This is a genomic window from Promicromonospora xylanilytica (genome assembly GCF_054782895.1).
Genome location: NZ_BAAGRP010000007.1, coordinates 787303 through 811455 on the forward strand (window position 1 = coordinate 787303; position 24153 = coordinate 811455).

A 24153-nucleotide genomic window follows, 5' to 3' on the forward strand; every position below is an offset into this window, starting at 1 on the left:
GCGTCACTTCGCGAAGACGTCGACGTACGCGTCGACGATCTTCTCGGCGGAACGCGGGCCGCCGAACGTCCAGATGTGCTCGGGGAACGCGTGGGAACGGTCCTCGGCGACAGCGGGGAGGTTGGCCCAGACGTCGTTCTTGACCAGCTCGGTGGCCCAGTCGTCCTCGCCCTCCTTGGTGCCGGTCCGCAGGAGAGTGGCCGACCCGACCTTGGTCATGCCCTCGATGTCGGACTGCCCCAGTCCGTAGGCGGGGTCGACCTCGCCCTTCCAGGCGTTGGTGAGCCCGAGCTCCTCGCCCAGCTCGCCGACCAGCGAGCCCTGGCCGAACGGGCGCAGCGCGACGTTGCCGCCGTCGACCGAGCCGTCGAAGTACACGAACTCGGTGTGCTCCGGTGCGGCCTCCTCGATCGTCGCCGCGGCGTCGGCCACGTGCTGCTCGAACTCCTCGGTGACGGTCTCCGCGCGCTCGGTGCGGCCGGTGGCCTCCGCGATGAGGTCGAAGGTCGAGAACATGTTCGCGATCGGGTCCGCGCCGTCGCCGCCCTTGGTGGCCAGCACGGGTACGTCGTACGCCTCGAGCTTGGCGATGATCTCGTCGTCCGGTGTGTACGCCTCGATGACGACGAGGTCGGGGTCCGTCGCGTAGAGGGCGTCGAGGTTGGGCTCGCCGCGCGTGCCGACGTCGGTCACGCCCTCCGGCAGCTCCTCGGCGTCGTTCCAGGTGGTGTAGCCCTCGATGTCGGCGACGGCCACCGGGTTCACGCAGAGGCTGAGGAGGTCCTCCGTCTGCTGCCACTCCAGCACGGCCACCCGCTCCGCCGGCTTGTCGAGCTCCACCGTGCGGCCGAACGAGTCGGTCAGCGACACCGGACCGCTCGAGGTCGACGCGTCGGCGCAGTCGCCGGAGGCCGCCTCGGTCGGGGCCGGCGCTGCCGCGCTCGGGTCGGTGGTGCCGCAGCCCGCCAGCAGGAGCGGGAGGATCAGGGCGGCGCCCGCCAGGGACGCGGTGGAGCGCGGGGACATGGGTCTCCTTGAGGTTCGTGACACGTCGTGTCTGTGCGTTCCGACCGTGCGCGGCGCGGCCGGTGGGATGGTGGTGGTCTCAGCGGGTCCGGCCGTGGTGACGGCCGCGTGGATGCACGCGGACCCGCCCGGTGCCGGGGTCGGTGGTGACGTCGATGGGCAGGCCGTAGGCGAGCGACAGGTGCTCGGCCGTGAAGACCTGCGCGGGCGGCCCGGCGGCGAGCACGCGGCCCTGGTGCAGCAGGACGACGTCGTCGGCGACGGAGGCGGCGTGGTCCAGGTCGTGCAGCACGATGCCGACGGCGGTGCCGTGCTCCTCGGCGAGGTCGCGCACCAGGTCGAGCGTCTCGACCTGGTAGCGCAGGTCGAGGTGGTTGGTGGGCTCGTCCAGCAGCACGACGCCGGTCTCCTGGGCCAGGCAGGTGGCCAGCCACACGCGCTGCAGCTCGCCGCCGGAGAGCTGGTCGACGCCCCGGCGCGCCATGGCGGCGACACCCGTGATGTCCATCGCCCGGTCGATCGCGGCGTGGTCGCCATCGGCGAGCGGGGCGAACCGCCGGCGGTGCGGGTGCCGACCGAACGCCACGACGTCGCGCACCTCCAGCCCGGCCGGGTGCGGACGGGACTGGGCGAGCAGCGTGACGCGGCGGGCGAACTCGCGTGCGGACAGCGGCGCGGCGTCCACGGCGTCGTCCGCGGTGGCGCCGAGGTTGACCGTGCCCTGCAGCACCGGGTGCAGGCGTGCGAGCGAGCGGAGCACCGTCGACTTGCCGGACCCGTTGGGTCCCACGAGGGCGGTCACGACGCCCGGCGTCAGGTGCACGGCGACACCGTGCACGACGGTGGTGCGCTGGTAGCCCAGCACGAGGCCGTCGCCACGGAGAGCAGTAGGAGTCACGCAGGTAAGCCTAACCTTATCCGCGAGTGATCCGGACAAGCGTCCATCACGGGCAGGTCTCAGCTGGTCCGAACGGCCTCCGACCCGACCGTGGCGGTCCGGTAGCCGTCGAGCGTGCCGGTGACCTCGACGGTGATCTCGTGGCCCTTCCAGCGCCCGATGAGGTGGAACCGCTCGCCGGTCGCTCCGTCGATCGGCGCACCGTCCGCCAGCCACTGGTAGGAGAGGTCCGGAGCCGGGTACCAGTGGCCCACCTCGACCGAGAGCCATGCCCCCGGCCTGATCCGGCCCTTGCCGTCGTCCGACGTGATCACCGGGACCGAGGTGCGCAGCGGCGGCTCGAAGCCACTCGAGTACCGCGCCTCGGCGCCCTCGGAGTTCGCCGCCAGGTCGTAGCCGCTCGCGTCACCGTCGGGCAGCACGATCGAGATCTCCGCGTTCCCGGCCTCGTCGAGCGTGACCTCGTTGAGGTACACGACCGACTCCGCCGTGGGGCGCTCCAGGTCTGAGCCACGGTCCTGGACCAGTACCGACAGCTGCTGTCCCGCTGCGGCGGCGCCCGCCCGCAACGCCAGCGTCACGGCGGGCCCGTCGGCCGCGATCACCTCGTGCGAGATCGCGACGCCGTCGGCGTCCACCACCTGCACCGTGCGCGGAGCCGACATCGGTGCCGTCGCGCGGACCGTCCCGGCTCCCTCGGTGCCTGGTGCGCTCGGGGAGACGCCGCGCAGGACCGGACGCCGCAAGTTCTCGTCCCACCGCCACACCGACTCGAAGTCCCAGCCCAGCCCCTCGTCCCACGTGGTGACGTCCTGGGCGGCCGCGACGCTCTTGGTCTCACCGTTCAGCGTGGCCGGCCCCGTCGCGGGCACGGACTGCACGCCCCACGTCATCGACTCGACGGCGTAGTTGTTCGCGAGCGTCGCCGTCTGGCCACCGGCGGCGCGGGCGACGACGCGGTGCGCGATCGACGACGCGGTCACGCTCGGGTTGAGCGCGAAGCTGTCACGCACCTCGCAGGTGGAGTCGCGGCAGTACCCGGTCAGCCCGCCCGCCGTCGTGCCGCCCGAGGCCACCGTGCCGGTGGCGTAGCTGTTCTCGAGCAGGCTCCGTGAGTCGTCGACGCCGATGAGGCCGCCCGCGTAGTTTCCGGTGGTCGTGGCCACCGCGGCGGTCGAGTAGACGTCGCGGATGGTGCCGAACGACGATCCGACGAGGCCGCCCGCGTACGTGCGTGCGGTGACGGAGCCGGTGACGTACACGCGCTCGACCACACCGTCGTCCGCGAGGCCGGCCGCGAGGATGCCCGCGCCCTGCCCGTCCTTGGTCACCGACGCGTCGACGACCGCCAGGTCGTGCACGTAGCCGCCGACCGTGCCGAGCAGTCCGCCGGTGCTGCTGGTCAGGCCGGTGATGGTGTGGCCAGCGCCGTCGAGCTCTCCGAGCAACGGCACCGTGGGTGTCTCGTACGCCACCTCGGACAGGTCGAGGTCCGCTCCCAGCACGTAGTCGTACGCGCCGAACTCGCGCAGCTCGGCGAGGTCGTCGGGGCTGTCGATCACGTGGAAGCCGCGCTCGTCGGTAGGCAGGTCCGGGGCCGGGACCGAGGCCACCTCCTCCGGCACCGCGCGCAGGACGGGCCGCAGACCGGTGGCACTCCAGTCCCACACGGTGGCGAAGTCCCAGCCGCGGGCCTCGTAGAACGCCCGCGTGCGGACCTCGGACACCGGGGCCACGCCGCCCTTCCAGTTCGTGGGCGAGCCGGGCTCGGTGAGGTACGGCGCGGAGACGGGGGTGGCAGCGCTGGTCCAGTTGTCCTGGAGGTCGGCCACCTGGCCGTCACCCACACGCCCGACGACGCCGTGCGTGAACGACGGCGAGGTGACCGAGGCGTTGATCGAGACCACGTGGTGGACGGCCGTCTCGTCGTAGCCGTACCCGACCACGCCGCCGGCGTTGCGGGTGTCGGCGGAGACGTGGCCGGTGGCGAACACGTTCTCCGTCACCGAGCCGCCCATGGCGATCGCGACGACGCCGCCCGAGTACAGGGCGGCGGCCCGGACGTCGGCCGACGAGTAGCTGTTCCGCACGACGCCGTAGGAGTCGCCGACGATCCCGCCGACGCGCTGCCTTGCGGTGATCCGGCCCGCGGTGCGGACGTTCTCGATGATGCCGTGGTTCAGGTCGGCGAGGAGCCCCGCCGTGGTCTTGTCGTTGGTGACGTCTCCCTCGACCGCGAGGTTCCTGATCGTGCCGTGGTTCGCGGCGAACAGGCCGGTGCCCTGGTCGGCCGGGGCCGTATAACCCCTGATGGTGTGGCCGGCGCCGTCCAGCGTGCCCTCGAAGTCGGCACCACGGCCGAGCTGGTCCATGGCGACGCCCGACAGGTCGAGGTCGGCCTCCAGCCGGTAGTGGCCGGCCGGGTCGTTCGCGATCTTCGGCAGGTCGTCGGCGGTCTCGAGCAGATACGGGTCCTCGGCCGTCCCGCTGCCGGCGATCCCCTCGCGGACGGTGACGGCGGGCCGCAGCGGCATACCGCCCGCAAGGCTGTCCCACACGAACGCCTTGACGGTGTCGCTCGGGTCGACCGGCAGAGGCGTGTCGAGCTCGACGTACTGCTCCCGGCCGCGGTGGTCGAGCTCGACCTGCGTCACGCGCAGGTCACGCAGCCGCTCCTGGTCGGCGTCGTACGTGCCGACGGCGACGGCCAGCGAGTCGCGGCTGCCCTCGAAGGAGCGCACGCCCACGCCGTCGACGGTCCGGGTCCGGGGGTCGACCTCGACCGAGCCGAGCGCCCACTCCCCCGTGGGCTTGCGGACCGTGTGACTGTCGACCACGCGGCCGTCGAGCGTGTAGGTGGTCAGCTCCAGGCCGTCGTCGTCGGCTGTCATCACGGTGCCGACCTGGGTGTCCTCGTCGAAGACGACGTCGTCCCACCAGTGCGCCGTGTTGTCGTAGAACTTGGGGCCGGCCGAGCCCAGCGTGACGTACGTGGTGCCGAGCACCTCCTCCCGCTCGGTGGCGGCGAGCCGGCCGTCGTAGATCGTGGAGCGCTTGTAGACGTGGTCGTGCCCACCGAGGTAGAGGTCGACGCCGAGATCGGCGAGGACCTTGGTGACCTCGGACCGGTCGGCCGCCACGCTCGCGTCGTCGGCGTGGCGGCCGCCGTAGTAGGAAAAGTGGCCGGTGACGACGTTCCACCTCGAGGTCGAGGAGCGGATGTCGTCCTTGAGCCAGGTGAGCTGCCGGTCCAGGTCGATGTTCGAGTTGAGCACCGCGACGTGCACGTCGCCGCGGTCGAAGGAGTAGTTGCTCTCCCCGACCACGCCGTTGTCGGGCGTGGCGAACATGTTCGAGAAGATCTTGGCGCGGTCCTCGGTGAACGAGTCGTAGTCCAGGTCGCCGTAGGTCTCGTGGTTGCCAACGACTGGCGCGTACTGCAGGTCCAGGCCGTCGAAGACGTGGTCGGCGGCCTCGTCCCAGTACTGTCCCCGGCCCCCGTTGTCGACCAGGTCACCGGTCTGCACGAGCGTGGTACCGCCCGGCGCCTCGGTGCGCAGCCGGTCCAGCACGTCGCGCAGCAGCCCGACGTCGGCGGCGTCGTGGCTGCTCGCCTGGAGGTCGCCGAGCCAGTACAGCGGCTCGTCGGCCGCGCCACCGGCGACGAGCTCCCCCTTGATACCCGTCCACGCGCCGGCATCGTCCGCGGCCGGCGCCTGCCCCTCGACGGCGACGCCGAAGCGGTACTCGTAGGACATGCCCTCGACCAGACCGGTGACGTCGAACTCGTGGCCGCGCAGGGTCTGCCCGGTGATCGAGTGCTGGTACTCCGGCTCGTCGTTGCCGACGGCGTCGACCTCGTACGCCTCGTCGTCCACGGAGGTCAGCACCTCGGCGTCGGACCAGGAGCCTGCTCCGGCCTCGCGCACCTGTGCGTAGACCGTGGCGATGCGGCGGTCGGTGGAGACCGCGAGGCCGGCGCCGCCCGGCTGCTGGGCGACGACGGCGGTGGAACCGAAGTGCTGGAAGACGCCGGCCGGGTCGAGCTCGTCCTGGGCGACCGTGACGCGGACCAGCTCGGCGGAGACGTTCCCCTGGTCGTCGGTGGCCTTGACGACCACGAACGCGTCGTCGTACGAGCGGATCTCGAACGCCCCGTCCACCACGGGGACCTCGCCGCGCGAGTCGAACACCTCGTAGGCGACCGTCGGCTTCGTACCGGAATCGTCGGTCGCGGTCGCGGCGGGCAGCTCGATGGTGTCGCCGTAGCTCGCGGTCGCCGGGACCGTATCGGGGACGGTGATGGTTGGGGCGTAGTTCGCGCCGCGCACCCTGTCGCCGACCCAGACCGGCGCCGAGATGACGTGGTTGCCGTCGGCCTGTTCGGCGCGGACGTAGAAGAAGTCGCCGTCGTCGGCCGGAATCGTCACGTCGAACGTGACGTCGTTGCTGCCCGGGTCTCCGAAGTCGTGCGCGACCGCGCCGTCGTTCGTGATCAGCGTGACCGAGGTGAACCGGTCGGCCGCGGCGGTGTCCGGGTCCTTGAGCCAGACCTCGACGTCGATCTCGGGGGTGTCACCGGGCAGGATCGAGCCCATGAGGCGGCCGTTCGCGCCGAACCCGAGCTGGGCGTTGACGTCGAGCGTGGAGTACGTGCTGCGGTTCCGCATCGCCGCGTAGAGGCCTTCGGGCGACTTGTCCGTCGCCCACACACCGGTGATGGCAGGGTTGCCGGAGACCCACGTCGCACTGTGCTCGTCGCCGCTGTAGACGGGCCCGAGATGCCATCCCTTGTCCAGGGCGTCCTGGTACTGGGACGCCTGGCCGGCCGACTTCACCTCGATGAGCCCCATGCTCGCGTCGACCTGCTCAGTGAGGCCGTTGAAGCCGAAGAAGTTGCCCTTCGACGTCGGGCTCGGGTGGTTGAACTGGCCGATCGCGTCCTGGTCCTGCTTGAGGCGGGCGAAGTAGGTGTACAGGTCATACTTCATGTCGCCGGTACCGAACGAGTTCGTGAACCCGTCGACGGAGCCCTTCGACGTCGCCCGGGCGGTCACGTGCCAGGGGGCGTTGAACGTGTTGATGTGCCCGGTCCCGTCGTACCAGGTGTTCTCGATGGACGGGATGGCCACGAGGTCGTCCTGCGCCGCGTTGAACTCCTCGGCCTGCTCGTGCACCCGCCGCCACTCGGTGGAGTCGGCCTGGGCCGGGTCGGTGATGAAGTCGTCGCCGTTGCGGATGTCCCACATCACGTCGTGCTCGGAGACGGTGAAGAAGTCCGCGTCGGTCTCCTCGTGCACGTGGCCGAAGGCGTCGGGGGGCAGCTGCACGCCGTCGCTGACCGAGGTGTGCGAGTGGAACTCACCGGTGTACAACGTGCTGCCGAGGAACGTCGGGTGCGCCGCGGCGTCGTCGGGCTCCGCCGCGACCGCCCCGGCCACCGGGTTGAGCGACGTGAGGACGAAGGCCCCCGCGAGGCCAGCCCCCACCCCTCGGGTCCAGCGGCTTGCCGCACGACGATGACCGAACATCCCAGACTCCTTGCCGCTGTGCAATGGGGGCAGGTGGCGCACGGGCCACGAGCGTCCACAGCATCGGCAGGCCGGGTGAACCCGGGATGAACCGGTCCCGAAAGGGCCGGTAACACTCGGGCTGCCGGGCAGACTTCACCCGCTCCCGCGCGGTCCGGGTCGGACAGGCGCCTACTCCAGGTGCCAGACCTCCCGCATGTCCCGCCACGTGTCGCCGGGAGCGGCGTCCTTCCCGAACGGGGTCTGGCACGGGTCGGTGTGCGTCCACCACTCCCGCGTGACCGGGTCCTGCGCGATCCGCGCCATGTCGGCCGCGTGGTCCGAGCCCGTGTACTCGTAGTAGGCGAACAGCGTGTTCTCCAGCACGAAGATCGTGTAGTTGTGCACGTTGCAGGCCTGGAGGGTCGCCTCGACCTGCGGCCAGACCGCCGCGTGCAGCCGCAGGTACTCCTCGCGCTTCTCCGGGACCACGTCGACCACGAGTCCGTGTCGCTCCAACGCCATCGTCGAGATCACTCCCCTTCGGGCCGCCGACCGTGTCGCCGGTTCGGTGAGGTCGGCACGCTACCAGGCGGGCAGAGCGCCATTCAGCACCCGTTCACGACCACGCACGGGGCAGTTCACGTCCGCGGCCTAGCGTCCGGGTCGACCTGATCTCGAACGACCACGGGGGACGTCCCACCATGCGTCTGACCTTCGCACGCGCCACGCACGCGGCGGCAGCAGCCGCTGCCGCACTCGCACTGACCGCCGCGCTCGCGGCCCCCGGCGAGGGCACGCCGCCCGCCAGCGGGTCCGAACCACACACGAAGCCGGACGCGCCGGTGGTCTGGGCGCACCGTGGCGCGTCGAAGGTCACGCCGGAGGAGACCACCGCCGCCTACCAGCGCGCGCTCGCCGACCGCGCGGGCGTGCTCGAGGGCGACATCGCCCAGACCAAGGACGGGGAGCTCGTCGTCATCCACGACGACACCCTGAGCCGGACCACCGACGTCGAGGAGGTGTTCCCGGACCGCGCGCCGTGGAACGTCCGCGACTTCACCCTGGAGGAGATCAGGCAGCTCGACGCCGGCTCGTGGTTCTCCCCCGCCCACGCCGGGGAGAAGATCCTCACGATGCGCGAGTGGTTCGCCCTCAACGACGGACGGGCCGGGCTGGCACCGGAGATCAAGAACCCCGACCTGTACCCGGGGATCGTGCGCAACGTGGCCGACGAGCTGCGGCACTGGGGCTACACGCAGGATCTGCGGGCCAGGAACGGCGCCCCGCTCATCTACGTGCAGTCGTTCAGCGAGCCCGCCCTGCGCGAGCTCGACGCCCTGCTCCCCGACGTGCCGCTGTTCGCCCTGGCCAGCGGCTACACCTACTTCAACGCCGACGACGACGTGCTGGCGGAGCTCGCCACCTGGGCCGATGCCGTCGCTGCGCACCCGGCGCGGACCACCGCGACGCAGGTCGCCCGCGCGCAGTCCTTCGGGCTGGAGGTGGTCAGCGAGGTCGACGACAGCCCCGTCCTGATCGAGATGGCCGCCGACCAGGGGTACGACGTCGCCTTCACGAACGTGCCCGACGTCGCCCGTGCCGTCCTCGCGGGCAAGGACCCGTTCCGGCGCGCCGGCGACGTCGTCATCGACAAGATCGTCGCCGACGCGCCGGGGGACGACCTCCAGCCCGAGAACGGCGAGCACGTGGTGCTGCGCAACACCTCCGACCGTCCCGTCGACCTCACCGGCTACGTGGTCCGCGACTACGGCAACGCCGTGCTGCGCGTAGCCGACGGTGCGGTGATCGACCCCGGCAGCCTCTACCGGGTCTACGTCGGCCCGGGAACCGACCGCGCCGACGCGACGTACGACGGGCGGACGAGCGCCGTGCTCGGCAACAGCGGCACGGAGCACGCCTACCTCTACGACCCCAGCGGCGACATCGTGAGCATCACGCACGTCACGGCGCCCTGAGCCGGGACGGCAGCCTCGGCCTGTCGTCGAGCCGCCTGCCCGCCCGGCGCACCGGGCGGGCAGGCGGTGGCTCACGGCGTGAGGACCCGCGCCCCCCGCTGGGCCAGCACGCTGAGCTCGGCGGCCTTGAACGCGTGCTCCTGGGTCATCGCGGACTCCGTGCGCTCGAGGCAGTCGAGGATGAGCTGGCCGAAGAACGGGAAGCCCACGTTCCCGTCCGCGACGAGGTGGTGCTCACCCTTGCCGTCGACGAGGAACACGTGACCAGGGCCCTCGTCGGTGCCGATGTTGGCGTACTTGCGCAGCTCGACGTACCCATCGGTGCCCAGCACGAAGGTACGTCCGTCGCCCCACGTGCTCAGGCCGTCCGGGGTGAACCAGTCGACGCGGCAGTAGCCGCTGGCCCCGTTGTCCATGACGATCGTCGCCTCGCCGAAGTCGTCGAGCCCCGGGTGCTCGGGGTGGTGGTAGTTCGCGATCGCCGAATACCCGACCTCGGCGTCCTTGGCGCCGGCGAAGTGCAGCATCTGCTCGAAGTTGTGGCTACCGATGTCACAGAGGATCCCGCCGTACTTCTCCTTCTCGAAGAACCAGTCGGGACGGCCGGTGCCCAGGCGGTGCGGGCCGAGCCCCATCACCTGCAGCACCCGGCCGATCGCTCCCTGGTCGATGAGCTGGCCGGCCAGCACCGCTGCCTCGACGTGGATCCGCTCGGAGTAGTAGACGGCGTACTTGCGCCCGGTCCTCGCGGTCGCCTCCCGAGCCGCCGCGAGCTGCTCCAGGGTCGTCAGCGGTGCCTTGTCGGTGAAGTAGTCCTTGCCCGCCTCGATGGCGCGCAGGCCGAGTGCGCACCGTTCCGACGTGACCGCCGCACCGGCGACGAGGCGGACCTCGTCGTCGTCGAGCACCTCGTCCTCGCTGCGCGCCACCCGCACGTCCGGGAACTTGTCGCGGAACGCCGCCACCTTCGCGGGGTCCGGGTCGTACACCCACTTGAGGGTCCCGCCGGCGCCGGCAAGGCCCTCGCACATGCCGTAGATGTGCCCGTGGTCCAGGCGCACCGCGGCGAAGGGGAAGTCGCCGGACTTCACGACCGGATCGGGGACAGGCTCCGGCGCGTAGGCGGCGCCGCTGGTCTTCGTCATGAGGCCTCTTTCTCTCGAACGTCTCTCGGAACGGGTCAGTCGTCGCTGCTGCTGCCGACGGTGATCTCGCCGGGCAGGGCGGCCACCGCCGCCGTCTTCTCGAAGAAGCGCGGGGCGCGCCGGACGAGCGTTCCCGCGCGATAGTAGAGGTCGGCCGCCGGCAGGGGCAGGTCGACGGTGCGCCGCTCGATCCCCGCCACGTAGATCGCGGTGACGAGCTCGATGGCGCGGCGGCCCTCCGATCCGTCGACGGCGGGACGCCGCCGGTCCCGTACCGCCCCGAGCATGTCGCCGATCTGTCCCGCGTGCCCCTCGTGCTCCAGCGGGGTGTGCGAGGCGGCGAGCGCCTCGATCTTGGCGACGCGCGCGGGGTCTCCGCCGGAGGCCGGGAAGCCGTTGGGCTCCGCGACGTCGGCGACCACCTTCCATGGTTGGGACACCCGCGCGTGTCGGCCCTGGACGACGATCGCCTGTTCCTCGCCGTGGTGCACCACCGAGCTGGTCACCTCGGCGAGCGCGCGGTCGTACTGCAGGACGGCGACCGACAGGTCCTCGACCTCGGAGTTCTCGTGCGCGGCGTTGGTCAGTACGGCGGTGACGGCGCGGGGTTCGCCGAGCATCCACGCGGTGAGGTCCAGGTGGTGGATGGCGTGGTTGAGCGTGCACCCACCGCCCTCCGACTCCCACGTGCCACGCCACCACAGGTCGTAGTACGCGGTGCCGCGCCACCAGGCGGACGAGACCTGCGCGTGGGAGACGGCGCCGATCAGGCCCGAGTCGAGCACCTCCTTGAGCGTGGCCAGGTCGTCGCGGAACCGGTTCTGTGCGACGACGGACAGGATCCGGTCGTTCTCGGTGGCGGCCGCGATCATCGCGTCGCACTCCTCGAGCGACGGCGCCATCGGCTTCTCGACGAGCACGTCGACGCCGGCTCGCAGGGCGGCGATCGTCAGCTCGGCGTGGGTGGACGGCGGCGTCGCGATGCTGACCAGGTCCAGGTCCTCGGCCGCGAGCAGGTCCTCGGCCCGCTCGTACGTCCGAGCCGCCGGAAGGCCGAGCTCGGCGCGGGTGGCGTCGGCCTTGCCCGGCGCGATGTCGCACAGGGCGACGACCTCGCACTCGGCGGGGAACCGTCGATAGCCGTCGATGTGGGTGCGGGCGATCCCACCGGTCCCGATGATGCCGATCTTGAGCACGTTTCCTCCGGTCACTTGGCAGCCTGGGTGGAGCTCTGGACCTCGGCGATCATCGCGTCGGCCGCGTCCAGCGGTGTCAGCTCCTCGAACATGACCTCCTGCAGGTAGCGCTGCAGGATCGTGTCGATGTCGGAGGCGCCGTTCGGGACGATCGCCGGCGCCTCGCCCAGGTGCGGCGCACGCTGCTCGGCGAAGTCGGCGGCCTTCCGCTCCTCGGGCGTGAGGTCCTGGCCGAGCGACTCGAGCGTCTGGGCGTTGGCCGGGATACCCCGCTCCGTGCCGATGATCTTGGCCGCCTCGGGGTCGTTCACCAGGAAGTCGACGAGCAGCGCTGCCTCGGCGGGGTGCTCCGACTTGGACGACACCGACCAGTACATCCCGGGCTTGAAGTAGTCGTACTTCGTGGTGTCCTCGTCGGGGGTCGGCAGGGGTACCAGCTCGAGCTCGGCGCCGCTGGCCGCCGCGTACGCGGTGATCATGGTCGAGGGCGTGAAGACGGCCGCGGTCTTGCCGGTCGCGAACGGTGTCTGGTCGAGCGCCAGGCCGGTCGACTCCGCCTGGTTGGACGCCGGTGCGGCGGCGCCGCCCGACGTCCAGTCGAGGGCGAGCTGGAAGAAGGCGGTCAGCGTCTCGGGCTTGATCACGATGTCGTCCTCGGAGAACAGCCGGTCTCCGTGCTGGCGGGCGAAGAGCTGCAGGGCGAACTCGTTGTTCATGATGCCGGTGCCGACGGTGTCACCCGACGACTTCTCGGTGACCTCTTGTGCCCAGGTCTCGAACTCGGTCCAGTCCCAGGTGGAGGTGTCGGGCAGCGGGACCCCGACGTCCTCGATCAGGTCGGTGTTCACGAGCAGGCCGGTCGAGGTGGTCGAGATCGGCATCCCGTAGAGAGCCCCCTGCCACGCGCCCATGTCCAGCACCGGCTGCTCCAGGCCCGACGTGTCGAGCTGGGGCAGGGTGCCGAGGTCGACGAGACTGCCACGCGAGGCGTACGAGGCCAGGTAGAGCTGGTCCATCTGGATGACGTCGGCCGCGTTGCCCCCGGCAGTGGCGGTCGCGAGCTTCTCCCAGTAACCGGTCCAGTCGGAGAACTCCGGTTCGACGGTGATGTTGGGGTGCTTCTCCTCGAAGAGGTCGAAGACCTCCTGGGTACGCGCATGGCGGGTGTCTCCGCCCCACCACGTGGCGCGGAGCGTGACGGGCTCGTCGGCGAGCTCGGTCGATCCCTGTGACTGCGCGACGCCGCACGCGGCGAGCGTGAGCGTCATGGTCGCGGCGACGGTGCCGACGACGGTCCGGCGGATCCGGTTCATGGCGGGGTTCCTTCGTGTCCGGGGGCTCATTTGAGCCCGGTGGTGGCGATGCCCTGCACCAGGTACTTCTGGCCGAGGGCGAAGGCGAGGACGAGAGGCACGATGGCGACGACGCTCATCGCGAACATCCCGCCGAACGACGAGCTCGACTGCGCGTCGATGAAGGAGCGCAGAGCGATCGGGACCGTGTACTGCTGCGGGTCGGTCAGGTAGATGAGCTGGGAGAAGAAGTCGTTCCACGTCCAGATGAACGTGAAGATCGCCGTGGTGGCCAGAGCCGGCTTCATCAGCGGCAGGATGATCAGGAAGAAGATCCGGCCGTGTCCTGCCCCGTCGATGCGGGCCGCCTCGTCGAGCTCGCGGGGCAGCCCGCGGATGAACTGGACCATGAGGAAGATGAAGAACGCGTCGGTCGCCAGCAGCTTGGGCACGATGAGCGGCCAGAACGAGTTCACCAGCCCCGCCTGCGCCCACAGGATGTACTGCGGCACGATCACGACGTGCACGGGCAGCATGATCGTGACGAGCATGTAGGCGAACGCCGGTCCCTGGAACCGGAACCGCAGGCGGGCGAACGCGTAGGCCGCCATCGAACAGCTCACGAGGTTGCCGATGATCGAGCCGATCACGACGAGCGCCGAGTTGAGCAGGTACACGCTGAAGGGCCTGCCCAGTGCCGTCCAGCCGTAGACGTAGTTCTCGACGTGAAACGTCGTCAGCAGCAGTGACGGGTTGCCGAAGATCTCGCCGTCCGGGCGCAGCGAGCTCACCACCATCCAGAGCACCGGGTACAGCGTGGTGATGACGCCCAGGACGAGCAGCGCGTGCTTCGCGACCCTGCGGAGCACCTGCCGGACCTGGCGGCCCTCCGGACGCCGGTCCGTGACCGGACGTGCTGCCCTCGCGATGGCGGTGGGCCGGTGCGGCTGGGGTCGGGGTCGGGTAGTGGACTCAGTTTTCATAGTGCACCCAGTACTTCGAGAGCCAGAAGTTGATGGCGGTGAACACGCCGATGATCAGGACGAGCAGCCAGGCCAGCGCCGACGCGTAGCCCATGCGGAAGGACGAGAAGCCCTCCTGGTAGAGGTAGAGCGTGTAGAAGAGCAGCGAGTCGGACGGCCCGCCGGTTCCACCCGAGACGATGAACGCCTGGGTGAAGGACGAGAACGAGTTGATGGTCGCCAGCACGAGGTTGAAGAAGATGATCGGGGTCAGCAGCGGCAGCGTGACGGCGCGGAACCGGCGCCACGGCCCTGCCCCGTCCGTTGCGGCGGCCTCGTAGAGCTCGACCGGGATCTGTCGCAGGCCGGCCAGGAAGATCACCATCGGCGACCCGAAGGTCCAGATGTGCAGCAGGATGATCGTTCCGAGGGCCGTGTCGGGACTGCCGATCCAGCTCGTGGTGGTGTTGATCCCGACGAGGCCCAGCATCGCGTTCACGAGCCCTTCGCCCCCGAACACCAGGCGCCACAGCACCGCGATGGCCACGGAGGCGCCCAGCAGGCTGGGCAGGTAGAACGCCGAGCGGTAGATCGCGCGGCCACGGAGCCCGCGGTCGAGCAGCAGGGCGAGCGCGAGGGCCACCAGTAGCTGGCCAGGCACCCCGACGAGCACGTAGACGAAGGTGACCACCAACGACTGATGCAGCCGGACATCGGTGAGCATGCGCTCGAAGTTGGCGAGTCCGACCCAGCTCGCGTCCTGCAGCAGGTTGTAGTCGGTGAACGCCAGGTAGAGGGACGCAAGGACCGGGCCGAGCGTGAGCAGGAGCGCGCCGAGCACCCATGGCCCGAGAAACGCGAGCGCCGCCTTGTTGTCCGGCGTGGCCTGCGAGGTACGCGGGGACCTGCGCGCCAGCTTGTGCAGCTCGACGACAGACATGGACACCTCCTCCTTGAGGGTCGCGGCCCAAGATCCGGGCCAGGTGATACGTGTCACTGATACGTGTCACTATGGTTGGGGGCTGCCGGGACCACTGTCAAGGGGATGGAGAATGTGAGCGTGTCAATACCGCCTACGAGCCGCGACGTCGCGCGCATTGCCGGCGTCTCGCAGACCACCGTGTCCTACGTCCTCACGGGAAAGGGCGCGATCTCCCCCACCACCCGCGAGCGCGTGCTGGAGGTCGCCGACTCGATCGGGTACCGCCCGAACCTCGCCGCACGGTCGATGCGCACCCGCCGCTCCGGCAGGCTCGCCGTGATCATGGGCGTCGCCTTCGACAACCAGATGCGCATGCTCAACGGCGCGAGCCAGGTGGCCGACGAGGCCGGCTACGTCATGGAGACCCACAGCGTCGAGGGCACCGTGGAGGACCGGACCGAACGGGTGCTCGAGCTGGCCGCCGGCGGGCAGTACGAGGGCATCCTGACCTTCGTGCCGGTGCTCGGCTCAGCCCTGTCGGACGGCCGGGAGACGCCGCCCGTCCTGGCCGCGACGGCGTTCGACGACCAGATGCGGAGCGTGGGCGAGCTGGCCGACGCCGGCCTGATCGAGGTGTTCGTCCGTGCGCTCGCCGCGGCAGGTCACCGCCGGTTCGTGCACGTCGCGGGGCCGCAGGGGTTCTCGTCCGCGCGTGCCCGGCAGGAGACCTACCTCGCCGCCGTCGAGCGCCTCGGCGTCGAGTCGCTCGGTGTGCTCGGCGGGGAGTGGCCGCCGGAGACCGGCCGGCAGGCTGTCCTCGCGCTGGCCGAGGACACGCCTCCCGTCGCCGTCATCGCGGCCAACGACGACCTGGCCATCGGTGTCCTGCGCGGCGCCGCCGAGCGCGGATGGTCCGTACCGGGGGACATCGTGGTGACCGGCTGGGACAACGCCCGGTTCGGTGCCTACACCCTGCCGTCGCTCACCACGGTCGACGTCGACTTCCGGGCCGCCGGCCGCCACGCGATGCGGTTCCTCGTCGCGGCACTGCGCGGCGAGGAACCGCCGGAACGGGGGCCTGCCCTCCAGCACATCGTCTGGCGGGAGTCGACGGGCACCGCGGTGCCGCCGGCCTGACCCGACCCCGGCCCGACCCCGCCTGACCCGGAAATCCGCGCCGGACCGGGCTTGACCCAGGCCGCCCGGCGGCGGAGCGTGAGAAGGGACGGCGGCGCCGTCCGGACGCTGCTGACGAACACAGGGAGTCCGCCATGTACATACGCACCACCGAGATCCACGGCGAGCCCGCCGCTGTCGACGACGGGCTGCGGATCGTTCGCGAGGAGATCTTCCCCGCCGTCTCCGCGATGGACGGCTGCGTCGGGATGTCCATGCTGGTCGACCGCGAGTCCGCCCGTTGTGTCACCACGACGGCGTGGTCGTCCCAGGACGCGATGCAGGCGAGCGCCACCTCCGTGCGTCCGCTGCGTGACCGTGCCGAGCGCGCCCTCGGCGCCGCGTCCGGCAGGTACGTCCACGAGTGGGAGGTCGCCGTCGTCCACCGCGACCACGCCGTTCCCGACGGCGGTTGCGCCCGCCTCACCTGGCTGAGCTGCGACCGGGACATGGTCGAGAACGCCATCGACACGTACCGGATGGTGGTGCTGCCGCAGATCCAGGACCTCGACGGGTTCTGCAGCGCCAGCCTGATGGTCGACCGGGAGGCCGGCCGGGTCGTCAGCACGGCGGCCTTCGACGACCGCGACGCCGTCGCGGCCAGCCGTGCGCTCGCCGCCGGGCTCCGGGAACGGGTCGCCGGAGAGCTCGGCGCCAGGATCGACGACGTGGAGGAGCTGGAGGTCGCGTTCGCGCACCTCCACGTGCCAGAGATGGCGTGACGCCGCCCACGGCCGCGAGCGCGGTGGCGCGGTCAGCCCTCGCGCCCCACGCCGCGGTCGGGCGCGGCCATGTCCCCGGTCGCCGGGGTGCCTTCGGCCAGCCCGTAGCGCAGCTGCACCCCGCCCTTCGGGCCCGCCTCGGGCGGCTCGAGGAGTGTCAGGTTCGTGGGCACCTCGCCGCCGTCGAAGACCTTCTTGCCCTCACCGAGCACGATCGGGTACAGCCAGAGGTCGAGCCGGTCGAAGAGCTGCTCGCGCAGGAGCGTCTGGACCAGGTCGAGGCTCCCGACGACCTTGATGTGCTCGTGCCGGTCGCGGATCTTCCGCACGGCCGCAGGCAGGTCGGGGCCGAGCTGGGTGGACCCTGCCCACGGCAGGTCGGGCGTACCGCGGGAGGCGACGTACTTGGGCACGCTGTTGAAGAGCGTGGCGATCTGGTTGGCCTGGCCGCCCTCCTGGTGCGGCCAGTAGGCGGCGAAGATGTCGTAGGTCCGGCGGCCGAGCAGCAGTGCGTCGGTGCCCCGGTACGCGGCATCGATCTGCGCACCGGCGACGTCGTCCAGCAGGGGTGCCTGCCAGCCGCCGAACCGGAACGCAGCCGGGTCCTCGTCGGGGCCGCCGGGCGCCTGCGCGACCAGGTCGAGGGTGGCGAACAGCTCGATCTCGATGAGGCCCATCATGTGCTCCCGTGCTCGTCGATGCGGTCAGGAGGTAGACGCGGGAGCGCGGACGGACTCATCGGTGCCCGTCAGGGCAGCCGCTCGTCAGGTCATCGGACGAGCTGTCGCAGGTGGGCCTCGTCGGGCAGCGGGACGCCGAAGCCCGGGGAGCCGTCGAGCCGCAGCACACCGTCCACCGGACGGAGCAGCCGTCGGTCGACGCCGGCCACGTCGCCCGGCACACCCTCGACGATCTCGACGTTACCGAGTCCCGCCGCGAGGTGTGCGGCGTAGCGGGTCTTGAGCGGCCGCCCCCACGCGTGCGGCGAACCGTGGACACCCGCCGCCGCGAGGTCCGGCATCAGCCGCCGCCACGCCGTGAGGCCGTATGACAGCACGTCCATCAGCAGCACGTCGATGGACCCCGCCGCTGCGAGGGGAAGCAGCGCGCCGACGTCGGGCGAGGTCTCCCCCTCCGCGATGCGGGTCTCCGGCGACTTCGCGTCGAGCCACGCGCGGAGCGCGGCGAGGTCGTCCGCGTCGTCGAGGAACGGCTCCTCGACCCAGAACAGCCCGACGTCGGCGACGGCCTCGAGATACGTGACGAACCCGTCGAGGTCGTACCCGTCGTTCGCGTCGACGAGGATCCGCGCGTCCGGGAACGCGTCGCGGACGGCACGCGTTACCTCGATGTCACGGACGTCGCCCTGGGCACGAGGCAGCCACCGGTTGCCCCGGCCGATCTTGAGCTTGAAGTCGCGGTAGCCACGAGCCGCGTCGGCCCGGCACTCCTCGAGCAGGACCTCGATCCCGCGCGGCGTGTCCTGCGGGTCGAGGTCGTCGAAGTAGATCGCGCCGTCGTAGACCGGGACGTCCACCGAGCCACGCCCGCCGAGCAGCGCGTGCACCGGAGCGTCCAGCACGACTCCGAGCAGATCGTGCAGGGCGATGTCGAGCCAGCGGTCCGCGTCGTCGAGGACACCGGTGCCCGCGCCGATCAGCTCGGAGAGCAGGCGGCCCTCCACCCGGCCGACGTCGCCCGGTGGGCCCTCGAACAGGCCCCAGCCGGTTCGGCCGTCCTCGGTGACCAGCACCGCGACGTCCGAGTCGGGGCCGCTGCCGTGGCTGCCGAGCCGGGCGTTGCGCCCAACGGTGCGTGGATAGCGCGTGTCGAGCCGAGCGAGCCGGACGGAACGGATGCGAGGGTCGGAGGTGCCCATGGAGTCCAATCAGGTGTCGTGATCAGGTGTCGTGATCAGGTGTCGTGATCAGGTGTCGTGAGAGAGCGGGTGGGACGGTGGCGCCGCGCCGAGCGCGACGGAGATACGGGCGGCGGTGCGGACCACCGCCGTGACGATCGCGGGCTGGGCGGCGACGATGCGGTCGCGCGGCCCTGCCACGCTGATCGCGGCGACCGGGAGCTCGCCGGCGCCACGGATCGGCGCGGCGATGCAGCGCACCCCTGGCTCGCGTTCGGCATCGTCGAGGGCCCAGCCCTGGTCGCGGATCCGGTCGAGCTCCGCGTGCAGCGCTGGTGCGGTGGTGAAGGTCGTCGCGGTATAGCCGGTCAGGGGGATGCGCTCGACGACGAGTCCGCGCTCGGCCTCGGGCAACGCAGAGAGATAGGCCTTGCCGAGGCCCGACGCGTGCAGCGGGGCCCGGCCGCCGAGCTTGGAGAGCACCCGGACGACCTGCGGTCCCTCCTCCTGCATCACGTAGCACATCTGGTCGTCGTCGAAGACGGCGATGAACGCCGTCTCCTCGGTCTCTTCGACCAGTTCGCGCAGGTACTCGGGCCCGACGGCGTGGATGTCGAGGCCCTCCAGCGCCTGCAGTCCGAGCCGCATGATGACCGGCCCGAGGCGCAGCTCTGTCTCGCCGACCACGTAGCCGCGGTCCTTGAGCATGCCGACGATGCGGTACGCCGCGCTGCGGCTGAGACCGAGGTCCGCCGAGAGCCGCTGAACTGTCGCGCCCGGCGTCGCGGCGACCCATTCCACGATGTCGAGGCCACGTGCGAGGGTGCCGACGGTCCCACCGTCGGCGGAGGTCCGGTTGCTCGTGTCATTCACGCGGCCATTCTCTCCCGGTGTCCGTTCATCCCTTGAGACCGGACCTGGCGACGCCGGCGATCACGAAGCGCTGCACGAAGGCGAACAGGATCAGCACCGGGATGCTCGCGATCGCGGCTCCGGCCATGACGGCGGGGAAGTCGGTCGCGTAGGCGCCGCGGAGCGTCGCCAGGCCGGCGGGCAGGGTCAGCTGCGACGGGTTGAACAGCACGTACAGCGGCCAGAGGAAGTCGTTCCAGCTGGCGAGGAAGGACAGGAGCCCGAGGGTCGCGAGAGGTGCCTTGGAGAGCGGCAGCACGACGCGGAAGAAGATCTGCCAGCGGTTGGCGCCGTCGATGAGAGCCGCCTCCTCGAGCTCCGCCGGGATGCTCGCGAAGAACTGGCACAGGAAGAAGACGCCGAACGCACTGGCAGCGCCCGGCACGACCAGCGCCCAGAGGCTGTCGAGCCAGCCGAGCCCGTCGACGATCAGGTAGTTCGGCATGAGGAAGACGAATCCCGGGACGAACAGCGTCGCGATGATCAGCGCGAACACCACCCGCCTGCCCGGAAACCGCATCCGGGCCAGCGGGTAGGCCGCCATCGAGGCGGTGACGAGCACGAGCGCAGTGTGCAGCACGCCGACGAGCACCGAGTTCCCGAGCCACCGCAGCAGGGGCGCCTGCGCGTCGGCGAACAGCTTGGTGTAGCCCTCGAGGGTCGGCGTCGGCGGTATCCACTGCGGCGGGAGAGCCGTGGCATCACCGGTCGTCTTGAACGACGTCGACAGCATCCACAGCATCGGGGCCAAGATGATCACGGACAGGATGAGCAGCATGGCGTAGAGGAGCAGGGTCCCGACGACGCCGCGGCCGCTCGCCCTCTCGCCGCTCCGGCGGGCCGTGGCCGGCCGCGGTGCCGCAGGCCGGTCGGTGCTGCCTGGCCGCTCGATCGTCGTTGCCATCTCAGCTCTCCTTCTGTCGCAGGAACAGGAAGTTCAGCGCGCTGACGGCGATCAGCAGCAGGGCGAGCAGGTAGCTCATCGCTGCGGCGAGGCCCATGCGGAACTGCTCGAGCCCGACCTCGGCGATGAACATGATCGCCGTGCGCGTCTCGTTCGACGGGTTGCCAGAGGTGAGCAGGTACGACTGGCCGAACATGTTCGCCGAGGCGAGCACCGTCATCGTGAGGACGAAGAGGAGGACCGGGCGCAGCTGCGGGATCGTGACGTGCACGAACTGGGCCCAGCGGCCCGCGCCGTCCACCTTGGCCGCGTCGTAGAGCGCCTCGTCGACGTTCTGCAGTCCCGCGAGGTAGACCACGGAGTTGAAGCCCATCGTCCACCAGACCGTCACGCCGACGAGCGACACCCAGACCCACGGGGTCGCGGTCAGCCACGGCACCGCCTCCGTGATGCCGAGCTCCGCCAGGTACCCGTTCACCAGACCGGTGTTGCCGTTGAGGAGGTACTGCCAGAGCAGGCCGATCACGCTGACGCCCAGCACGTACGGCGCGAAGAACACCGCCCGGAAGAAGGTGCGCCCGCGGAAGCGCTGGTTGAGCAGGAGGGCGAGGCCGAGCGGGATCGCCATCAGCAGCGGGACCGAGAACAGCACGAACAGGCCGGTCGCCCGCATGCTCTCCCAGAACTGCTGCGCGACGAGCGCGTCGGGCGTGAACAGGTCCACGTAGTTCTGCAGCCCGACGAACGGCCGGTCGGGCAGGAAGAAGTCCCAGTTGTGCAGGCTCATCCAGATCCCGGACACTGCGGGCGCCAGCACGAACGTCCCGAAGATCAGCAGGAACGGCGCGAGGAAGAGGTATGGCGTCCAGGGCCGGGGCCGGTGCGGCGAGCGCGCGGCGGACCGAGCCCGCGCGGAGCCGGCAGAGCGCTGGGGGCGACCCGTGCGCGGCGAGGCGATGGTGGTCATGTCAGGCCCTCCCGTACTTCTCGACGTTCTCCTGGAGCAGGAAGGACGCCTGGGTCGTCGCGGTGTCCAGCGCGCCGCGCGGGTCGCCGAGCGAGAGCAGGGCGTCACCGACCGCCGGGTACAGGATGGTCGTCTGCACCTCCGCGATCCCCGGCACCAGCGGGTAGAACCGGATGTGCTCGACGCCCTCGGCGACGTGCGCCTGCGCGGGCAGGTCCGCCAGCTCCGGCGAGGCCAGGATCGGCAGCCGGGCGGGCACCGGTCCCGCCGTCGCCCAGCCGATCGAGTTCGCGAGGATCCACCCGAGAAACGTCACGACGGCGGCGAGGCGGTCAGCGTCGAAGCTCGGCTGGCGGGAGACCACGAACTGGTGCGAGCCGGAGAACGCCGCGCGCTGACCGCCGATCTGCGGCAGCGGGGCGACGTCCCAGTCGAGCCCGTCGACCGACCCCAGGTCGTTGATCAGGGCGCCGGGACCGCCCCAGAGGAACGCGTTCTGGTCGTTCTTGAACGCCATGGAGGCGTCGGAGCCGCTGACGTTGCGCGGGCTCCAGCCCGCACGGATCAGGGACTGCTGCCATACGAGCGCGTCCACACCGGCCTGCTCGGCGAACGTCGCGGTCCTGCCAGCGCTGTCATAGTGCTCGCCGCCGAACTGCCAGAGCAGGGAGTCGAACCCTCTCCCCACGCCCTGCGGGTCCACGGCCGGGAGCCAGTGGCCCTGGACCCCGGACGACGCCAGCGCGTCCAGCGCGAGCTCGTACCCGGCACGGTCGACCGGCGGCGCGTCCGGATCCAGCCCGGCCTGTTCCAGCACCCGGCGGTTGTAGAACAGCGAGTCGGGCCACATGTCCAGCGGGAGCGACCAGCGCTGGCCCCGGTAGACACCGGAGTCCCAGACGACCGGAAGGTAGTCGGCCTCCACGAGGCCGACGGTGTCAAGCACCTCGTCGACGGGCATGATCACCTTCCGCGCGGCGTTCGTCGCCACCTGGAAGTTGTGCATGAGTGCGAAGTCCGGCGCCAGACCACTCGTGACCGCGGCGGGGAACTTCTGGTAGAAGTCCGTCCACGGCAAGGCGTACATGTCGATGGCGATGTTCGGATGCTCGCGCGCGAACTCGGCGATCAGTGCCCGCATGACCGGACCGTCACCGCCCGTGAGCCCGTTCCAGAACCGCAGCCTGATCGGCGGGCCGTCATAGGCGGCGGCGATCCGCGGGAGCTCGCCGGTCCCGATCGTCGGCGCGCAGCCTGCGACCGCGGCCGCGACACCGGCGAGCCCGGCCGTCCCGATCGCCCGCAGGACCGTACGGCGCGTGAGCGTACTCATCTCCACATCTCCACCCCATTGTGTGCGGTCCCACTGAACGGGACTGCTGTGTCGATGAACGGGAACACTAGCGGAGGCGGTCGAGCGCGTCAACGGTCCGCACGATAGCCCGGGTCGTTGCCGCGGCTAACTATCTGGCAGGATGTTGGCGTGACCGGAACCGGCGACCCAGCTGACGATCCGGCGTTCCGCTTCCGCGACATCGCCGTCGTCGCCTACCTGCCGTCCGTGGTCAGCTCGATCGGCCACGGCGCAGTGCTGCCGATCCTGGTGATCCACGCCGCCAACCTCGGGGCGAGCACAGCCGTCGCGGCCTTCGTGGTGGCGCTCCTGGGGATCGGACAGCTGGCCAACTCCCTCCCCTCGGGCGCGCTGGTGGCGCGACTGGGCGAGCGGCGCACCCTCGTGATCGCCGGGATCATCGACGCGGTGGCGATGACGGCCGCGTTCCTGGTGCCGTCGGTCTGGCTGCTGTGCGTGTGCGTCTTCGTCAGCGGGATGAGCTGGACGGCGTTCCTGCTGGCCCGACAGGGGTTCCTGATCGACGCCGTGCCGGTCAGCCACCGCGCGCGCGGCATGGCGCTGCTGGGCGGCTCGATGCGCCTCGGGGTGCTGATCGGCCCGCTGCTGGGCGCCCTGCTCATCCACCTGCTCGGGGTGCGCTCGGTGTTCGTGCTCGCGGCGTGCGCGTCGTTCGCGTCGGCGCTGATCGTGACCCGGATGCCCGACTTCGGGCGCGTGGCCCGCACCGCCGCACCGCTCCCGGTGCACTCGGTGCTGTGGCAGCACCGGCGCACGCTGCTCACCCTCGGCGTGGCCGTCATCATCATCGGCGCCTCGCGGTCGGTGCGCACGGGGCTGCTGCCGCTGTGGGCCGACCACGTGCACATCTCGGCCGCCGTGGTCTCGCTCCTGTTCGCGGTCGCCGCGACCATCGACATCGCGCTGACCCTGCCGGGCGGCTGGCTGCTGGACACCCGTGGCCGGCAGGTCGTGGCGGTGCCGGTGGTGCTCGCGGTCGGCGTCGGGTGCCTGCTGCTCCCGCTGACCGACTCCGCGCTGGGCGTCGGCCTGGTGATGGCGGTCATCGCGCTCGGCAACGGGCTCGGCTCCGGGATCGTGATGACCCTCGGAGCCGACGCCGCGCCGCAGGAGGGTCGCGCGCAGTTCCTCGGCGGCTGGCGACTGTGCGGGGACATCGGCAACACCGGCGGCCCCCTGCTCGTCTCGGCGGTGGCCGCCGTCGCGCCGCTGGCCGCCGCGCCGGTGCTGATCGGCGTGCTGGCGCTGCTGGGCGCCGTCTGGGTGGGGCACTGGACAGGCAAGGCCGACCGCCGACGGCGCGGGTAGC

19 protein-coding genes are annotated in these 24153 nt (G+C 70.9%); 4 read left to right on the plus strand and 15 right to left on the minus strand.

Annotated elements, in window-relative coordinates:
* Positions 1–3: 3 nt before the first annotated feature.
* The 4 genes from ACYVK7_RS11355 to ACYVK7_RS11370 all read right to left on the minus strand — a co-directional run bounded on the left by ACYVK7_RS11355 (position 4) and on the right by ACYVK7_RS11370 (position 7959).
* The gene (locus ACYVK7_RS11355) at positions 4–1026 is read right to left on the minus strand and encodes an ABC transporter substrate-binding protein (RefSeq protein WP_460887784.1); all 1023 of its coding nucleotides are present in this window, start codon (positions 1024–1026) and stop codon (positions 4–6) included.
* A gap of 79 nt (positions 1027–1105) precedes the next feature.
* Complete coding sequence (locus tag ACYVK7_RS11360) at positions 1106–1924, minus strand: ABC transporter ATP-binding protein (RefSeq protein ID WP_460887785.1); 819 nt, start codon at positions 1922–1924, stop codon at positions 1106–1108.
* 59 nt (positions 1925–1983) lie between these two features.
* Complete coding sequence (locus ACYVK7_RS11365; RefSeq protein WP_460887786.1) at positions 1984–7455, minus strand: metallophosphoesterase; 5472 nt, start codon at positions 7453–7455, stop codon at positions 1984–1986.
* Positions 7456–7626: 171 nt separating this feature from the next.
* Positions 7627–7959: an L-rhamnose mutarotase gene (locus ACYVK7_RS11370; protein WP_460887787.1), complete on the minus strand. Its 333-nt coding sequence runs from the start codon at positions 7957–7959 to the stop codon at positions 7627–7629.
* 179 nt (positions 7960–8138) lie between these two features.
* Between ACYVK7_RS11370 and ACYVK7_RS11375 the strand changes: the two genes are divergently transcribed.
* A complete protein-coding gene (locus tag ACYVK7_RS11375; protein WP_460887788.1) occupies positions 8139–9413 on the plus strand; it encodes a glycerophosphodiester phosphodiesterase family protein in 1275 nt (424 codons plus the stop codon).
* A gap of 71 nt (positions 9414–9484) precedes the next feature.
* Here ACYVK7_RS11375 and ACYVK7_RS11380 read toward each other — a convergent pair whose 3' ends face one another.
* From ACYVK7_RS11380 to ACYVK7_RS11400, 5 genes are read right to left on the minus strand one after another with little or no spacing between them, the layout of a single operon-like run.
* On the minus strand, positions 9485–10558 hold the full coding sequence (locus ACYVK7_RS11380; protein ID WP_460887789.1) for a Gfo/Idh/MocA family protein: 1074 nt from the start codon (positions 10556–10558) through the stop codon (positions 9485–9487).
* Positions 10559–10593: 35 nt separating this feature from the next.
* Positions 10594–11769 (minus strand): Gfo/Idh/MocA family protein, encoded by a 1176-nt coding sequence (locus tag ACYVK7_RS11385; RefSeq protein WP_460887790.1) that lies wholly within the window; start codon positions 11767–11769, stop codon positions 10594–10596.
* Positions 11766–13067 (minus strand): ABC transporter substrate-binding protein, encoded by a 1302-nt coding sequence (locus ACYVK7_RS11390; protein ID WP_460887791.1) that lies wholly within the window; start codon positions 13065–13067, stop codon positions 11766–11768. The genes ACYVK7_RS11385 and ACYVK7_RS11390 overlap by 4 nt, the downstream gene beginning before the upstream one ends.
* A 26-nt stretch (positions 13068–13093) precedes the next feature.
* On the minus strand, positions 13094–14029 hold the full coding sequence (locus ACYVK7_RS11395; RefSeq protein WP_460887792.1) for a carbohydrate ABC transporter permease: 936 nt from the start codon (positions 14027–14029) through the stop codon (positions 13094–13096).
* Complete coding sequence (locus ACYVK7_RS11400) at positions 14019–14948, minus strand: carbohydrate ABC transporter permease (protein WP_460887793.1); 930 nt, start codon at positions 14946–14948, stop codon at positions 14019–14021. The genes ACYVK7_RS11395 and ACYVK7_RS11400 overlap by 11 nt, the downstream gene beginning before the upstream one ends.
* Before the next feature lie 120 nt (positions 14949–15068).
* On the opposite strand from ACYVK7_RS11400, the gene ACYVK7_RS11405 reads away from it, so the two are divergent.
* Positions 15069–16067: a LacI family DNA-binding transcriptional regulator gene (locus ACYVK7_RS11405; protein WP_460887794.1), complete on the plus strand. Its 999-nt coding sequence runs from the start codon at positions 15069–15071 to the stop codon at positions 16065–16067.
* A gap of 134 nt (positions 16068–16201) precedes the next feature.
* On the plus strand, positions 16202–16828 hold the full coding sequence (locus ACYVK7_RS11410) for an antibiotic biosynthesis monooxygenase (protein ID WP_460887795.1): 627 nt from the start codon (positions 16202–16204) through the stop codon (positions 16826–16828).
* Between the two features lie 32 nt (positions 16829–16860).
* Here the strand turns inward: ACYVK7_RS11410 and ACYVK7_RS11415 are convergent, their stop codons facing one another.
* From ACYVK7_RS11415 to ACYVK7_RS11440, 6 genes are all read right to left on the minus strand, one after another.
* On the minus strand, positions 16861–17505 hold the full coding sequence (locus ACYVK7_RS11415; RefSeq protein ID WP_460887796.1) for a dihydrofolate reductase family protein: 645 nt from the start codon (positions 17503–17505) through the stop codon (positions 16861–16863).
* Between the two features lie 92 nt (positions 17506–17597).
* On the minus strand, positions 17598–18707 hold the full coding sequence (locus tag ACYVK7_RS11420; protein WP_460887797.1) for a mandelate racemase/muconate lactonizing enzyme family protein: 1110 nt from the start codon (positions 18705–18707) through the stop codon (positions 17598–17600).
* 48 nt (positions 18708–18755) lie between these two features.
* On the minus strand, positions 18756–19559 hold the full coding sequence (locus ACYVK7_RS11425) for an IclR family transcriptional regulator (RefSeq protein ID WP_460887798.1): 804 nt from the start codon (positions 19557–19559) through the stop codon (positions 18756–18758).
* A 25-nt stretch (positions 19560–19584) separates the two neighbouring features.
* On the minus strand, positions 19585–20502 hold the full coding sequence (locus ACYVK7_RS11430; protein ID WP_460887799.1) for a carbohydrate ABC transporter permease: 918 nt from the start codon (positions 20500–20502) through the stop codon (positions 19585–19587).
* Between the two features lies 1 nt (position 20503).
* On the minus strand, positions 20504–21469 hold the full coding sequence (locus tag ACYVK7_RS11435) for a carbohydrate ABC transporter permease (protein ID WP_460887800.1): 966 nt from the start codon (positions 21467–21469) through the stop codon (positions 20504–20506).
* Between the two features lies 1 nt (position 21470).
* On the minus strand, positions 21471–22802 hold the full coding sequence (locus tag ACYVK7_RS11440) for an ABC transporter substrate-binding protein (protein WP_460887801.1): 1332 nt from the start codon (positions 22800–22802) through the stop codon (positions 21471–21473).
* A 150-nt stretch (positions 22803–22952) separates the two neighbouring features.
* On the opposite strand from ACYVK7_RS11440, the gene ACYVK7_RS11445 reads away from it, so the two are divergent.
* Positions 22953–24152 (plus strand): MFS transporter, encoded by a 1200-nt coding sequence (locus tag ACYVK7_RS11445; protein ID WP_460887802.1) that lies wholly within the window; start codon positions 22953–22955, stop codon positions 24150–24152.
* Position 24153: the final 1 nt, after the last annotated feature.

Excerpts from the sequence above, each read along its gene's own strand:
- ACYVK7_RS11420 (WP_460887797.1), bottom strand. The coding sequence starts at position 18,707 with ATGGGCACCTCCGACCCTCGCATCCGTTCCGTCCGGCTCGCTCGGCTC.
- ACYVK7_RS11410 (WP_460887795.1), top strand. The coding sequence starts at position 16,202 with ATGTACATACGCACCACCGAGATCCACGGCGAGCCCGCCGCTGTCGAC.
- ACYVK7_RS11395 (WP_460887792.1), bottom strand. The coding sequence starts at position 14,029 with ATGAAAACTGAGTCCACTACCCGACCCCGACCCCAGCCGCACCGGCCC.
- ACYVK7_RS11365 (WP_460887786.1), bottom strand. The coding sequence starts at position 7,455 with ATGTTCGGTCATCGTCGTGCGGCAAGCCGCTGGACCCGAGGGGTGGGG.
- ACYVK7_RS11355 (WP_460887784.1), bottom strand. The coding sequence starts at position 1,026 with ATGTCCCCGCGCTCCACCGCGTCCCTGGCGGGCGCCGCCCTGATCCTC.
- ACYVK7_RS11430 (WP_460887799.1), bottom strand. The coding sequence starts at position 20,502 with ATGGCAACGACGATCGAGCGGCCAGGCAGCACCGACCGGCCTGCGGCA.
- ACYVK7_RS11370 (WP_460887787.1), bottom strand. The coding sequence starts at position 7,959 with ATGGCGTTGGAGCGACACGGACTCGTGGTCGACGTGGTCCCGGAGAAG.
- ACYVK7_RS11375 (WP_460887788.1), top strand. The coding sequence starts at position 8,139 with ATGCGTCTGACCTTCGCACGCGCCACGCACGCGGCGGCAGCAGCCGCT.
- ACYVK7_RS11440 (WP_460887801.1), bottom strand. The coding sequence starts at position 22,802 with ATGAGTACGCTCACGCGCCGTACGGTCCTGCGGGCGATCGGGACGGCC.
- ACYVK7_RS11390 (WP_460887791.1), bottom strand. The coding sequence starts at position 13,067 with ATGAACCGGATCCGCCGGACCGTCGTCGGCACCGTCGCCGCGACCATG.
- ACYVK7_RS11380 (WP_460887789.1), bottom strand. The coding sequence starts at position 10,558 with ATGACGAAGACCAGCGGCGCCGCCTACGCGCCGGAGCCTGTCCCCGAT.
- ACYVK7_RS11400 (WP_460887793.1), bottom strand. The coding sequence starts at position 14,948 with ATGTCTGTCGTCGAGCTGCACAAGCTGGCGCGCAGGTCCCCGCGTACC.
- ACYVK7_RS11415 (WP_460887796.1), bottom strand. The coding sequence starts at position 17,505 with ATGGGCCTCATCGAGATCGAGCTGTTCGCCACCCTCGACCTGGTCGCG.
- ACYVK7_RS11435 (WP_460887800.1), bottom strand. The coding sequence starts at position 21,469 with ATGACCACCATCGCCTCGCCGCGCACGGGTCGCCCCCAGCGCTCTGCC.